Raw genomic sequence first — 13,566 nt, forward strand, 5'->3', positions numbered from 1 at the left:
TAAAAAGTGAACGAGTAAACGAAAGGGCGGTAGAATTAAATTCTATCGCCCTTTCTTTATGGACTAATAGTTACTTTGCGTCATCTACATATTGATAAGCAATCACAATATCAGCGCCTTGTGTCGGAATAGCTGCCCCTGTAAATACGATAGACTCAGATAGTGGGTAATATTGCCAACCGTTCGAAGAGTTACGGTTTACTTTCGTGCCGTTAACGGTGACTAGAATCGATGATGAAAGAATATGTTGTGCTTCAGCTTTAGAAAGCTTATAGCCAGCACTTGAAGCCCCAGCATTTTGGGCCATCACCTCAACAAACGCCTTGTACTCAGAAGTAACATTGATATTCAAGGTCTTACCTAGAGTAGATGTAGCAAGGTCATCATATTGGCTGCGAGCCGCATCTGATGGGTCGACAATAGAGTAAACTCGATAGCCGTTATCAAGGAATAAGTTGTTGTTTGGATCAAACTCTGAAGTGTTGTACTGTTTGTATTGACTGGGTTCATCACTCATGATGACGACTGATAGTGAAGCGCCAGATCTTGGGTATCCTGCGAGTTCTGCAGTTCCATCGGTTTGGAGTGCAAGTTCAGAGTAATATATCCCACGTTCCGTAGCGCTCCCTCTGGTACCAGGTTTAAAATCTTCAGCAATTTGGACTAAGTCATTAGTAAACCCATTCCCACGCAGTTCATCTGAATCTGTTGTAATGGTACCAACCATGAAATCCACACCCGCGTTTTGAATTGTGTCAGTAAAGGCTACAGTCAAATCACTGATCGCTTGCTGCTCATTACCCATGCTGCCTGAATTATCAATGACAAATAGGAAATCTGCTTTAGAAGTCGTTTGATCAAGAGCGGTAAACGTGTCATTTTGCAGTTGCAGTGTTGCATCTTTAGATGCTTGGATACTTTCCGATGTCGTTGAGACAATCAGATCTGAGTAATTCAAAACCTTGTCGTTTTGCACCAATGTACTGGTAATAACTGCACTGTCTGCAACCTTGTTGTAGCTAGTTGTAATATCAAGTTGGTACTCAGTTTGTATTACTTCAGAAGCAGCAGGAACCAGGGCACTTGCTGTCCCCCCAACTTTATTCACGGCTACTTGATTTATTAGAGTATTCAGAATGTCCGTGAGTTTTAACCCAGTTCGTAATGTGATTTTGTAGGTTGCATTAACATCACCATTTTCCAAAGTGGTTAGAGAGGTTTGTACAACTTGGGCACTATTTAGTTCAGATGCAAAAGCACTAACACCAGCAACAAGGATTTCTTGAGCTGTTGTTTGTCCCGTTAATGCCCCTCTCTCTGCAACAAACCCTGCAAGTTCAGTGTTATCTGGTGTTGGAAGTGAGCTTCTTGTCGAAGCGGCCGCTGCGGTAGTCACAGGCTCAGCGTAGATAATAGTACCTGTTACATCACCAGTAAGAGCACTGGTTGTATAACCTTCAGGTAAGAACACTTGTTGGCTGTCGAGAACGACAGACTGTGTTGGCGCAGGAGCTTCCGCGACGGTGATGATGATCTCTTTGGTTTGTAGTACGGTTTGACCTTGATCGTTGGTCGTTTCAATGCTGAGTTGATACTTCTCTTGGCCGACTGCAGCACCCGCCTGAATGGTGACTTGGAGCGGATCGGATGTCGTTAATTCATCACCATTTTCGTTATACCAAGTGACTTTATCATTCGACTGAAGGTTACTGATGGTTGCAGTTAGCGTTGTTTGTGCACTTGCAGCAACGATGGCCGGATTAGCTGTAATTGAGTTGATTACGGCACTTGGCGCGAAATCTGCCCCGATACTACACAATACTTCTGATGACTGAACTTCGCTGCTATCAAGAATACTATTATTGTTAGTATCTACCCCAAGAGTAACAAGTTGCCCTCCTGCATCACATCTGGTGTCCGTTTTAGCTATTAAAGCAACCGACACTAGAGCTTGATTGAAGATATCGCTACCTTCTTGCTGGGTATTATTTATCCCATCGTGACAAATAGTTTTGTTGGAAACATGTTCACTATCTTCTAGTACGTTATTTTCGTTATCATCGTAACCAGCAATAACTTTCAAGCCACCATTAGTGCATTCCGAATCACCAACAGGGAGAGTTAACGTAGAAATTAACGCGTCTTTCTGTACTGCCCCCTCATTTGATGAACTATCTGAAGAACCACTATCGCTCCCACAACCAGAAAGTAAAATAGACGCTACGGACGTAGCAATCAGAGTTTTTTTAGTAAGCCTAGCATTGACGTTCACTACCATATCCTTGTGATATATGAAATTAATATAGATACATATAAGGAATGTTTTTATCGGTCGGTATAAATTTTGTCAATGAAACAAGTATGGTATGAATAAGAACTTTGAGCTACTTAACTTTATGAATGATAATGATAAAATAGTCAGTTTCTATTGATGGAATTGTTATTTTGGTTCAGGGTTTTGAGAAGAAAAAGCACCACATCATCGATAGTGGTGCTTTAGATAAAGTTAATCTTTACCTTGTAAGATTTCTGCCCAAGGTAAGTCGGCATCGCCAAGAACAATGAAGTTCGGGTTCTCAAGCGTCTCTCTTTCATTGTACGAGAGTGGCTCTAATTGAGTGCTTAGGATTCGGCCTCCCGCTTCTTCAACAATGCACTGGGTTGCCGCGGTATCCCACTCTCCGGTTGGTCCAATACGTAGATAACAATCGACAGCGCCTTCGGCAACCAAGCATGCCTTCAGCGCAGCAGAGCCTAAAGGAACCAAATCATAGTTCCAAGCAGAGCTCATACGGTTAGTGATTCGATTGATGTCTTGTCGACGACTGATTGCCATTGCGATCGATTGGTTTGGCAGTTCGTGGCGATGCGTTTTGATTTTCACGCTGTCGTTAAGGTCAGGGATTTTCCAAGCGCCTTTACCACTGTAAGCGTAATAGCTCACACCCGAAACTGGCGCATAAACCACACCCATAACCGGTTTGTTATGTTCAATTAGGGCGATAATTGTCGCGAAATCGCCACTTCTAGCGATGAACTCCTGCGTGCCATCTAATGGGTCAACCAACCAGTAGCGATCCCATTGAGAGCGTTGCTCTAGGCTGATGTCGGCGTCTTCTTCGGATAATACGGGAATATCAGGCGTCAATTCACTGAGTTTTTTTAATATCAGCTTATGTGCTGCAAGATCGGCACTGGTTACTGGAGTGTCATCACTCTTAGTGAACTCTTCGTAATCCTTTTTCTCGTAAATCTCTAAGATGAGTTGGCCTGCAGAGCGAGCAATCTCAATGATAGAGGGTAGGAGGTGAGACAAATCTTTTGTTATTGGCATAAATATTCTCTTACTCTTCGAGCGAGCCTGAATGTTCTAATTATTGTTTAATACACGAAGGGCTAATAGTAGGGCTGTAATACTGCGAGCCTCACAGAAGTCGAGATGCGTTAACAGTTCTTCGGCTTGAGCAAGTGGCCAGCGCACAATGTCGAGTGGTTCTGGTTCGTCACCTTCTAGTTTCTCTGGGTAGAGTTCTTCTGCGATAAACAGCGTCATTTTGCTAGAGAAATAAGAGGGTGCAAGGATCACTTCTTTTAGGGGAGTAAGCTTGTTGGCACCAAAGCCAATCTCTTCTTTTAGTTCACGAACGGCGGCTTGATTGGGCTGCTCGCCTGGATCAATTAGCCCTTTTGGGAAGCCGAGTTCATAGCGCTCTGTGCCTGCTGCGTATTCACGCACTAACAGAATATCGCCTTGTTCAGTAATCGGAACCATCATTACTGCGTTGCGGCCGCTGGGCTTCATGCGTTCGTAGGTACGCTCTACACCGTTTGAAAAGCGTAAATCGAGAGACTCGATAGAGAATAGTTTTGATTGAGCGACAGTTTGTTGAGCCAAAATTTCTGGCTTGGTCCTTTTTGTCATTGCGCTCGCTCCTTAGCTCATTGGAATTCTTTCTTATAAAGTCATTCTAATATAGGGGAAATAGAGTTGAGTTCCTAGATCCGAGTTTTCATATCCTGGAATTATTGGATCAGGAACCGATTGCGATCACTTGAATACCTTACTCCAAATGGTAACCCGCCCGTCATTATGAGCATTGAATGAGAAATAGACGGTTCGAAAGCGCTCTGCTGTTTTAAACACAAAAAAAGGTTGATGCTTGCGCATCAACCTTTCGATTGAATCTTTAACTTTCTACCGGCTAAGACTGGATGAGTGCTTAGTCGTAGTAGCACTTAGTTGTAAGGTACTTGGTCGTGAAGTAGCTAACCATGAAGTACCTAGTCGTAAAGTGCTTAGTCGTAAAATGATTAGTAGTAAGAGTGCTCACCGCGATCGTGCTCAGTTGCATCACGAACGGCCGTCAATTCACCTTCGAATTGTTGAAGAAGTTCTTTCTCGATGCCTTCTTTAAGCGTTACGTCAACCATAGAACAACCGTTACAACCGCCGCCGAATGCAACGATAGCTGCGCCTTCTTCAGTGATCTCTACTAGGCTAACGTGACCGCCGTGGCCAGCAAGCTGTGGGTTCACTTGTGTTTGGATTGCATACTCAACACGCTCTATCAGAGTTGCGTCGTCTGATACTTTACGCATTTTAGCGTTTGGCGCTTTTAGCGTGAGTTGAGAGCCCATTTTGTCAGTTACGAAGTCAATCTCAGCTTCGTCTAGGAATGGTAGGCTTAGCTCATCAACGTATGCCGAGAAAGCGTCGAAAGAAAGCTTAGTGTCAGACGCTTCGATAGCATCTGTTGGGCAGTAAGAAACACCACACTCAGCGTTTTGTGTGCCTGGGTTTACCACGAACACACGAATGTTTGTACCTTCAGGCTGCTGTGACAGCAGATTGGCAAAGTGAGTTTGAGCTGTTTCTGTAATAGTAATATTTGACACGACGAATACCTGAGTAGATTTGTAGGTTATTAGCGCCATTCTACTCCTGTCAGATTTGTAATTCAGCCCTTTTTTGTTGGATTGCTGTACAAGTAGCGATTCACAGCTTTTATCCAGAGGGCTCAGGAGTGCGGCAGATGCAGTAAATATCAATCCTTTTCACGCCCACTTCAAGTAGTAATTGGCATAATTGATACACAGTACTGCCGGTGGTTACAACATCATCAATTATCGCGACGTGAGAAGGGACAGTTCCTTGAAAGTCTTGTTTTCGAAGCGTAAAAGCGCTCTTTAGATTAAGTAAGCGTGCGGATTTAGTCAGCCCTTGCTGAGAAGCGGTTGAGCGAATTCGACGGAACAGCACCTCATCTTTAACGCCAAGTTCTTGAGCTGTGTAATTAGCAAGCAGCTGACTTTGATTAAAGCCACGATGAATATATCGACGCCAATGCAGAGGTACGCTGGTGATCAGCGGAGCAGGGTGCTCGATACGTGAAGCCAATAACTTTGACAGATCGCGTGCAAACCAAAACTTATCGGCGTACTTCATTTGTTGAATGTAACGTGCTGTTGGAAAGGTGTAATCCCCAACGCAATAGAGACGATGCCAAGGTGGGGGTTGAGATAAGCACTGTCCGCACTGCTCTATTGTGAGCAGTGTTTTTAAACCACATCGTTGGCAGCGAGGAACTGACTCAAAGAGATTAAGACAAGAATCACACCATCGAGGGTGAGCATCACTGTGCGACTTATCTAGCTTGCACAGGTGGCATTGAGGTGTGACCAGACGTGGTGTGTGTTTTTGTAGCCAATCAGATAACATAGCTCGTGATGCTTTTGGGTTATGGTGTTCCTTTTACTCACCATACTGAAAAGCACAGATAATCGCCGATGAAAAAAGTAGGGAATATTGAGAATGAGTGACGCGTTGTATTGGCATGTTTCTGGGCAAGGGCCTGATTTAGTTCTGGTTCACGGTTGGGGTATGAATGGTGCCGTATGGCAGCAAACGGTTACTGCTTTAGAAGCTGACTTCCGAGTGCATGTTGTCGATCTTCCAGGGTATGGACACAGCGCGCACTGCCACGCTCAAGATCTTGAAGAGATTGCTCAGCAACTATTGGTCGACGCGCCCAAGCAAGCGATTTGGGTGGGTTGGTCACTCGGTGGTTTGGTCGCGACGCACATGGCTTTGCATCACTCAGATTACGTCAATAAATTGGTGACTGTCGCCAGTTCTCCTAAATTCGCCGCCGCAAAAGAACCCGTATTATGGCGAGGCATTCAGCCAAACGTATTAAGCGCCTTCACCGAGCAGCTGGTTGAAGATTTCCAAACCACCATCGAACGTTTTATGGCACTGCAGGCCATGGGTAGCCCTTCAGCAAGACAAGATGTAAAACAACTCAAGCAAGCGGTGTTGTCGCGCCCATTACCCAATCCTGACTCATTATTGGCTGGCTTAAAGATGCTGTCTGATGTCGACCTCCGTGAACAACTGCCGCAGATCTCTGTGCCTATGCTGCGTTTATACGGTCGATTAGATGGGCTTGTGCCAATCAAGGTTGCAAAAGATTTGGACAAAGCCTTACCTCATACCGAGCAATATATCTTCACGCAGTCTTCGCATGCGCCATTTATGACTGAAGCGGATGCCTTTTGCAGTGAACTGGTCAGCTTCGCCCAAAAATAATCGCTAAATTTATCGCTGGCTTGGTCGATATATAATCTAACCAACGTGTTGCATGATACTCAGACCTAACTCTCTCCTGAGCTGATTGCGGTAAGTTGGGCTATGCCTGTTGTGCTGACTCACAGTGCAACAGTGTTATAGCAATAACGATGGGCGATTCTTGAGGAGTTCGCGATGATTGTGTCACCTGCAACTGCAGTGAGTGTGCCACTGATCGCCCCATCCGTTAATGTGCAAACAGAGCAAGTTGCGCGTGACAATAGAGTTCGAGAACCTGTCGCTCCCGCCGTAGCATTGGCGAAAACCAATGCAGAGCGAAAGGTAAAACCGGACGATAAGCGAAGGCAGCAGTCGGCTTGGGATCCTTCAGACCATCCAGGTTATGAAATGGAGAACGAGTCAGAGGCCAATTCGATTAGCCAAGAAGAGCCACAAGATCCTTTTGATAGGTTGTTCAGCTTATTGGCACTGAGAACATACAGTGCTGATCAAGGAAAGGGCTATACCATGCGTTTCCGCCTGCCAAAGCATGTTTTAGATGCGGCGATTCAAGAGGGACAGATGGAGAAGCGACGTAAGGTCATAAAATATCATTATGGTCATGCTGTTGCGCCTCATGCTCCATCAGGAATGTTGGTCGTGTTATAGATATACTCTTCATACTTGAAGCTGCAGCGTTGTTAACTGCTTAAGTTCACCCTAATCACATAGAACCCCTATGTTCATAGGGCTGAACTTACTTGTTGCCTAGCTGCAACCCCAATTATTTTGAGTATAAACACGAAAAATACAACCAAACTTCGATGTCTTTTTTGAACACATAATAAAAACCTGCATACCCTAAGGGATGCAGGTTTTTTGTTTTTACAGGCTATTTATTTCACGACACGCAGTCGTTTCATTGACCTATTATTTCTTCGCTTTAGCAAAGGCAGCGGCAAAAGCACCACCCATCGCCGCGTTTTGTTGCGGTTCCTCACGGCGGCGTTGTCCACCTTGCGAATTTTGATTCGGGCGATTTTGCGTGCGAGGTGTACTTGAACGTTGTGCACGGTTGTCTTGGCCAGGTTCATCTTTCATACGCATGCTTAGTGCAATACGTTTACGTTGAACATCCACTTCCATCACCTTCACTTTGACGATTTCTCCCGTTTTCACGACTTCATGAGGATCAGAGACAAAACGATCGGTTAGCGCTGATATATGCACTAAACCGTCTTGGTGAACGCCAATGTCAACGAAGGCGCCAAAGTTAGCTACGTTTGAAACCACACCTTCTAAGATCATGCCGGGTTCTAGGTCAGACATGCTATTTACGCCATCGGCGAAGGTTGCTGTCTTGAATTCAGGACGAGGATCTCGACCCGGTTTATCCAGCTCTTTGATGATGTCGGTTACCGTAGGTACACCGAAGTTCTCATTGGTGTAATCAACCGCATGTAAACCACGTAAGAAGTCTGTATTACCCACCAGAGACTTGATGTCTTTGTGGTTTTTCTCGGCGATAGCTTTCACCAATGGGTAAGCTTCTGGGTGAACCGAAGATGCGTCTAGTGGGTTCTTACCATCCATGATTCTTAGGAAACCAGCACACTGTTCAAACGCTTTTGGCCCTAAACGAGCGACCTTCTTGAGTGTTGTACGTGCTTCGAAGCGACCGTTTTCATCACGGAAGTCCACGATGTTCTGGGCGATGGTGTTAGAAAGGCCAGCAACACGAGTTAACAGTGCGGCAGAAGCCGTATTCACATCAACACCAACCGCGTTTACACAGTCTTCGACAATCGCATCTAGGCGCTTAGCAAGCATAGTTTGGCTCACGTCGTGTTGGTATTGGCCCACACCGATCGATTTAGGGTCAATCTTCACTAGCTCTGCCAGTGGATCTTGCAGACGACGAGCAATGGACACTGCACCACGAATCGATACATCCATGTTCGGGAATTCTTTCGCCGCTAACTCAGACGCGGAATAAACCGATGCACCCGCTTCGCTGACAATAATCTTTTGTGCTGTTAGGTTGCCGCGTTTAATCACATCAGCAACAAAGCTGTCTGTTTCGCGTGAAGCCGTACCGTTACCAATCGCAATCAAATCAACATTGTATTGGCGAACCATCTGCTCAACCACGTGTGCAGATTTGTCGTATTGCTTCTGTGGTGGGTGAGGGTAAATGGTCTCTGTTGCCAGAACCTTACCAGTAGAATCTACAACGGCGATTTTTGAACCGGTACGTAAACCCGGATCCAAGCCTAAGGTTGCTCGAGGGCCAGCAGGCGCCGCCATCAACAAGTCTTTAAGGTTGGTTGCGAACACTTCAATCGCTTCGATTTCACCGCGTTCTTTCATCGCGCCCATCAGTTCAGTTTCCATGTGCATAGAAACCTTGATACGCCACGCCCAGCTAATCACTTGCTTACGCCATGCATCTGCAGGTGCGCTGCTCAGGGTAATACCGTAGTGATCAGAGATGATGTTCTCGCAGTATGAACCACGTACACCTTCTTCTTGTTCTGGGTCAGCATTCATCGCCAACGTTAGGAAGCCTTCATTACGGCCTCGTAGCATTGCAAGTGCGCGGTGTGAAGGTACTTTGTTGAGTGTTTCGTTGTGTTCGAAGTAATCTTTGAATTTCTCGCCGGCTTGCTCTTTTCCCGTCACGACACGTGAAACGAGTTCTGAGTTACGCGTGAGATGTTGGCGAATCTTTTCAAGTAGGTTGGCGTCTTCTGCAATACGCTCCATCACGATTGCACGTGCACCATCCAGTGCCGCTTTGGTATCAGCAATGCCTTTATCGCTGCTGATGAAGTTAGCGGCTTCGGTTTCCGGATCGTGTTGTGGTTCATTCCAAAGTGTATCGGCAAGTGGCTCTAAGCCTGCTTCAATCGCGATTTGACCTTTGGTACGACGCTTAGGTTTGTATGGCAGATATAAATCTTCTAGGCGCGTTTTGCTGTCGGCTTGAGTGATGTCACGCTCCAGTTCTGGCGTGAGCTTGCCTTGGTCTTGAATCGACTTAAGAATCGTTTGGCGGCGATCGTCGAGCTCGCGAAGGTATGAAAGGCGACTATCAAGGTTACGTAGTTGGGTATCGTCTAAGCCACCCGTGACTTCTTTACGGTAGCGGGCAATAAAGGGAACGGTGTTACCGTCGTCAATTAGGTTGACTGCGGCGATGACTTGCTCTGAACGAACATTCAGTTCTTCAGCAATCAGTCGACAGATAGCTTGGCTCATCCGATGAATCTCTTATTTAATATCATGACAAATACATGGGGGTGAGCGTACGCTTTTTCTAGCTTTGGCTGTGTAATTATCGTGTCAGAAGTCGAATTTCCGTTTGTGATATCCGCTTTGTGCGAGATCTCTCACACGTGATGTAAGCCTAAGTCGCCTTAAACCTGTAAATATGTCTTAATTTAACTGTAAGTTGTTGATTTTTAATAATATGGTATTTTGGGGCGTATTTCTCACTCGAAATGTTTTTTGGGACTATCTAGGAAACTCGCCCAAATACCGTAATATTTAACTTGTCGACAGGGAGTTGGCAGGAACAGGAAAAAGCCTAATGGACTAGGTATCTTCAGGATGAAGATTTGATTACTTAGGATGAGTGGTCAGCAAGGAAGTAATAATCTCTGGATGAGATTCGCCAGTCAGGATGACAGGCTAGAATGGACACCGCTAGGATGGCGATGAACAAAAAGGAAATTGGTTAAAGGATTTAGCCACTATCAAGGACAGATGCAGGGAGCACCTTATCTCGAAGAGATAAACAGTAGCCGGATTGCTGCGATAGAGACTTAACCCCGCCAGGCGCAAGCCTAGCGGGGTTTTCTTTTATCTGGAGTTTGGGTTTATCTGCTCGATCTGTGATGGCCGGTTAATCATGCTAAGCCATAAGCCATAAGCCATAAGCCATAAGCCATAAGGCAAGGCATAAGCAATAAGCTCTATGCGTCGTCTGCGTAGCGAATCGAGTTAATGAACCACTCTTTATCGCCTTCCGGTGTGGTTACCGTAAACTCATCATCCACTTCCTTCTTCAGCAGCGCTCTAGCCATTGGCGAGTCGATAGAGATATAACCTTTCGCATCACCGTAGATCTCTTCAGGGCCGACAATACGAAACTTCTTCATTTCCCCATCATCATTCTCAATCTCGACCCAAGCACCGAAAAATACCTTACCTTCTTGTTGCGGTGAGTAGTCCACGATCGTGACATCAGGCAGGAACTTGCGTAAGAAACGCACTCGGCGATCAATCTGACGAAGCAAACGCTTGTTGAACGTGTAGTCTGCGTTTTCTGAACGATCTCCAAGGCTTGCTGCCCAAGTGACTATCTTAGTGATTTCAGGACGCTTCTCGTGCCATAAGTGGTCATGTTCTGCTTTGAGCTTGTTATAACCTTCTCGGGTGATCAGTTTGGTTTTCATAAATCTGACTTAATGAAATGATGTTCTAAGATAGAATATATAGAAAGGCAACATACGTTAACAATTATTTAGGCGACTTTTTCTCCAATAATGTTACATTTTTAATGTCTTATACCAATATACAATTTACCAAGAATGCTTAACCTTAGGTTTGAGCTTTAATAGGTGGAACCATTACATGCAAGAAAACTACAAAATTTTAGTGGTCGATGACGATGCTCGTCTACGTGCATTACTAGAACGCTATCTGTCAGAGCAAGGCTTTCAAGTGCGTAGCGTGGCAAACAGTGAGCAGATGGACCGCCTGTTAACCCGTGAAAATTTTCACTTGATGGTATTGGATTTAATGTTGCCGGGCGAAGATGGTCTATCGATCTGTCGTCGTCTACGAAACGCAAACAACTCGCTGCCTATCCTTATGTTGACGGCAAAGGGTGATGAAGTGGATCGCATTGTGGGCTTGGAAGTGGGTGCTGATGATTACCTACCAAAACCATTTAACCCGCGTGAACTGCTTGCTCGTATCAAAGCGGTAATGCGCCGCCAAGTGATTGAAGCTCCGGGAGCGCCAAGCACAGAAGAATCTGTGGTTGCATTTGGTGAGTTCCGCTTGAACCTAGGTACACGTGAAATGTTCCGTGGTGAAGAGCCAATGCCTCTGACCTCAGGTGAATTTGCGGTACTTAAGTCATTGGTGACGAATGCTCGTGAGCCAATGTCTCGCGATAAGCTGATGAACATGGCTCGTGGCCGTGAATATTCAGCGATGGAGCGTTCTATCGATGTTCAGATTTCACGTCTGCGTCGTCTAGTTGAAGAAGATCCAAGTAAACCTCGTTACATCCAAACGGTGTGGGGCTTGGGTTATGTATTCGTTCCAGATGGCAAAGCTGTGTAATCCAGCTTTATAAGCTCTATAGCTGCTTTACCGATTCTGTGAATCTTACGGGTCATCTCATTAATATGCGATGGCCCGTTTTGTATTCAGCACAATGAGAGATACCAATCGTAGTAAATAACTGCTCATCCTAGCTTGTTAAAACGCTCGATAACTTCGTTAGAAATTTTGATTGTAGAATAACTACTTATCAAAAATTGCTGCCTTGTTCTCAAGCCTTTTTCCGGCGCTATTTATGATCATTTACTTACTGTGATTGGTATTACAGCTATAGTTCCCACTATATCCCTTTATCATCCCTCACTTTAGGTCTTCTATGCGCATACGTAGCTCCTTTACTCAGTCGATAGTGCTCTTTTTAACCCTGTTGGTTGCTAGCCAAATCTTTTCTTATTACGCGGTGTTTAACTATGCATTGATGCCGAGTTTGCAGCAGTTTAATAAGATTCTGGCTCACGAGCTAAACCTCGTCTTGGATCAAGGCAGTGATATCGAGATTGATGCGCCACTGCGTCAACGTGTGCTTGAGCAACTCGGAGTGACGGTTCACGCCAAGGACAGCGAAGCCGCGGGTGAGTATTACCATGCAGTAGCAATCGATCTGATGAGTGAGGAGATGACCAAAGAGTTGGGCTCTGAAACAGAAGTACGGCTGATTCTAGGCAAAGAGAGCTACGTGTTGTGGATGGACATCGCGCAGCTGCCTAACTCCTTGATTCGTATTCCTCTGTCTGAGCTGCAAGAAGAAGACTTTGCGCCTCTGTTCCGTAACAGCCTGATCATGGCGATGTTGATTGTCGCAGGTGGCTGGCTGTTCATTCGCTTGCAAAACCGGCCTTTGATAGTGCTAGAGAAAGCCGCCCAAGGTGTGGGGCGTGGTGATATTCCACCACCATTGCCAGTGCAAGGTGCGCAAGAAATCCGCTCGGTAACCCGAGCCTTTAATCAGATGTCGAAAGGTATCCAAGAACTCGAAGAAGACCGCGCTTTGTTGATGGCAGGTATCAGTCATGATTTACGTACTCCGTTAACGCGTATTCGCTTAGCGACCGAGATGATGTCGCCAGAAGATAGCTATTTAGCGGAAGGAATCATCAGTGATACCGAAGAGTGTAATGAGATCATCAGCCAGTTTATGGATTACCTAAAGCCCGTTGATCGAGATTCATTCCAAGAGGTATTTGTCGATGATATTGCCCGAGAAGTTTCTAGCTCAGAAGGTGGCTACGAGGTACAAATTGAAACCAATATTCCAGAGTCGATGAAGCCTGCGCTAGGTAACCCGATCGCGATGAAGCGTGCCGTGAGTAACTTGGTGGTGAATGCGCTGCGCTATGGCAATGGTTGGGTCAAGGTATCGACTGGCATGACGGCCGATAATAAACTGGCTTGGGTGACCGTTGAAGATAATGGCCCTGGGATCCCGGAAGACCAAGTCGGCAAGTTGTTTGAACCGTTCACGCGGGGTGATACCGCTCGTGGTAGTGAAGGTACCGGCTTAGGCTTGGCGATTGTGAAACGTATTGTCAGTCAGCACCAAGGCGCGGTAGTGGTTAATAATCGCAGTGAAGGTGGCTTAAAAGCGCAGATCAGTTTCCCTGTGAAGCCTTAAATATCATCGGTCTGTATTATGGCGACGG

Annotated in this window: 11 protein-coding genes; 4 read left to right on the forward strand and 7 right to left on the reverse strand. The window is 45.7% G+C overall.

The annotated features are described in order from the left end of the window. Positions 1–70: 70 nt before the first annotated feature. From NX845_RS12710 to NX845_RS12730, 5 genes are all read right to left on the reverse strand, one after another. Positions 71–2,278: a VWA domain-containing protein gene (locus NX845_RS12710; protein ID WP_017094149.1), complete on the reverse strand. Its 2,208-nt coding sequence runs from the start codon at positions 2,276–2,278 to the stop codon at positions 71–73. A 228-nt stretch (positions 2,279–2,506) separates the two neighbouring features. Then, complete coding sequence (cysQ, locus tag NX845_RS12715; RefSeq protein ID WP_004735610.1) at positions 2,507–3,334, reverse strand: 3'(2'),5'-bisphosphate nucleotidase CysQ; 828 nt, start codon at positions 3,332–3,334, stop codon at positions 2,507–2,509. Positions 3,335–3,370: 36 nt separating this feature from the next. Further along, positions 3,371–3,922, reverse strand: coding sequence for an ADP compounds hydrolase NudE (nudE, locus tag NX845_RS12720; RefSeq protein WP_017079321.1), 552 nt, complete (start codon positions 3,920–3,922; stop codon positions 3,371–3,373). Positions 3,923–4,311: 389 nt separating this feature from the next. After that, positions 4,312–4,896 (reverse strand): Fe-S biogenesis protein NfuA, encoded by a 585-nt coding sequence (nfuA, locus tag NX845_RS12725; protein ID WP_004735612.1) that lies wholly within the window; start codon positions 4,894–4,896, stop codon positions 4,312–4,314. Between the two features lie 109 nt (positions 4,897–5,005). Next, positions 5,006–5,719: a ComF family protein gene (locus NX845_RS12730; protein WP_181258648.1), complete on the reverse strand. Its 714-nt coding sequence runs from the start codon at positions 5,717–5,719 to the stop codon at positions 5,006–5,008. A 93-nt stretch (positions 5,720–5,812) separates the two neighbouring features. Here NX845_RS12730 and bioH point away from each other — a divergent pair, with 93 nt between their 5' ends. Further along, positions 5,813–6,589 (forward strand): pimeloyl-ACP methyl ester esterase BioH, encoded by a 777-nt coding sequence (gene bioH / locus NX845_RS12735; protein WP_065682032.1) that lies wholly within the window; start codon positions 5,813–5,815, stop codon positions 6,587–6,589. Positions 6,590–6,763: 174 nt separating this feature from the next. Further along, complete coding sequence (locus NX845_RS12740; RefSeq protein WP_004735616.1) at positions 6,764–7,237, forward strand: hypothetical protein; 474 nt, start codon at positions 6,764–6,766, stop codon at positions 7,235–7,237. Positions 7,238–7,498: 261 nt separating this feature from the next. Here NX845_RS12740 and NX845_RS12745 read toward each other — a convergent pair whose 3' ends face one another. Together NX845_RS12745 and greB are read right to left on the reverse strand one after the other, a co-directional pair. Beyond that, complete coding sequence (locus NX845_RS12745; protein ID WP_065682033.1) at positions 7,499–9,829, reverse strand: Tex family protein; 2,331 nt, start codon at positions 9,827–9,829, stop codon at positions 7,499–7,501. Between the two features lie 716 nt (positions 9,830–10,545). After that, positions 10,546–11,028 carry a transcription elongation factor GreB gene (gene greB, locus NX845_RS12750; protein WP_017079316.1) on the reverse strand — a complete coding sequence of 161 codons (483 nt, stop codon included), beginning with the start codon at positions 11,026–11,028 and terminating at the stop codon, positions 10,546–10,548. A gap of 178 nt (positions 11,029–11,206) precedes the next feature. On the opposite strand from greB, the gene ompR reads away from it, so the two are divergent. Together ompR and envZ are read left to right on the forward strand one after the other, a co-directional pair. Then, positions 11,207–11,926: a two-component system response regulator OmpR gene (ompR, locus tag NX845_RS12755; protein WP_004735642.1), complete on the forward strand. Its 720-nt coding sequence runs from the start codon at positions 11,207–11,209 to the stop codon at positions 11,924–11,926. A gap of 316 nt (positions 11,927–12,242) precedes the next feature. Beyond that, positions 12,243–13,538, forward strand: coding sequence for a two-component system sensor histidine kinase EnvZ (gene envZ / locus NX845_RS12760; RefSeq protein WP_102448467.1), 1,296 nt, complete (start codon positions 12,243–12,245; stop codon positions 13,536–13,538). Positions 13,539–13,566: the final 28 nt, after the last annotated feature.

The organism is Vibrio sp. NC2 (assembly GCF_025195005.1).
Lineage (GTDB): Bacteria > Pseudomonadota > Gammaproteobacteria > Enterobacterales > Vibrionaceae > Vibrio > Vibrio splendidus.

Bases quoted from the DNA above. Each gene is read 5' to 3' on its own strand.
- NX845_RS12710 (WP_017094149.1), bottom strand. From the start codon at position 2,278: ATGGTAGTGAACGTCAATGCTAGGCTTACTAAAAAAACTCTGATTGCT.
- bioH (WP_065682032.1), top strand. From the start codon at position 5,813: ATGAGTGACGCGTTGTATTGGCATGTTTCTGGGCAAGGGCCTGATTTA.
- NX845_RS12745 (WP_065682033.1), bottom strand. From the start codon at position 9,829: ATGAGCCAAGCTATCTGTCGACTGATTGCTGAAGAACTGAATGTTCGT.
- cysQ (WP_004735610.1), bottom strand. From the start codon at position 3,334: ATGCCAATAACAAAAGATTTGTCTCACCTCCTACCCTCTATCATTGAG.
- envZ (WP_102448467.1), top strand. From the start codon at position 12,243: ATGCGCATACGTAGCTCCTTTACTCAGTCGATAGTGCTCTTTTTAACC.
- NX845_RS12730 (WP_181258648.1), bottom strand. From the start codon at position 5,719: ATGTTATCTGATTGGCTACAAAAACACACACCACGTCTGGTCACACCT.
- NX845_RS12740 (WP_004735616.1), top strand. From the start codon at position 6,764: ATGATTGTGTCACCTGCAACTGCAGTGAGTGTGCCACTGATCGCCCCA.
- ompR (WP_004735642.1), top strand. From the start codon at position 11,207: ATGCAAGAAAACTACAAAATTTTAGTGGTCGATGACGATGCTCGTCTA.
- nudE (WP_017079321.1), bottom strand. From the start codon at position 3,922: ATGACAAAAAGGACCAAGCCAGAAATTTTGGCTCAACAAACTGTCGCT.
- greB (WP_017079316.1), bottom strand. From the start codon at position 11,028: ATGAAAACCAAACTGATCACCCGAGAAGGTTATAACAAGCTCAAAGCA.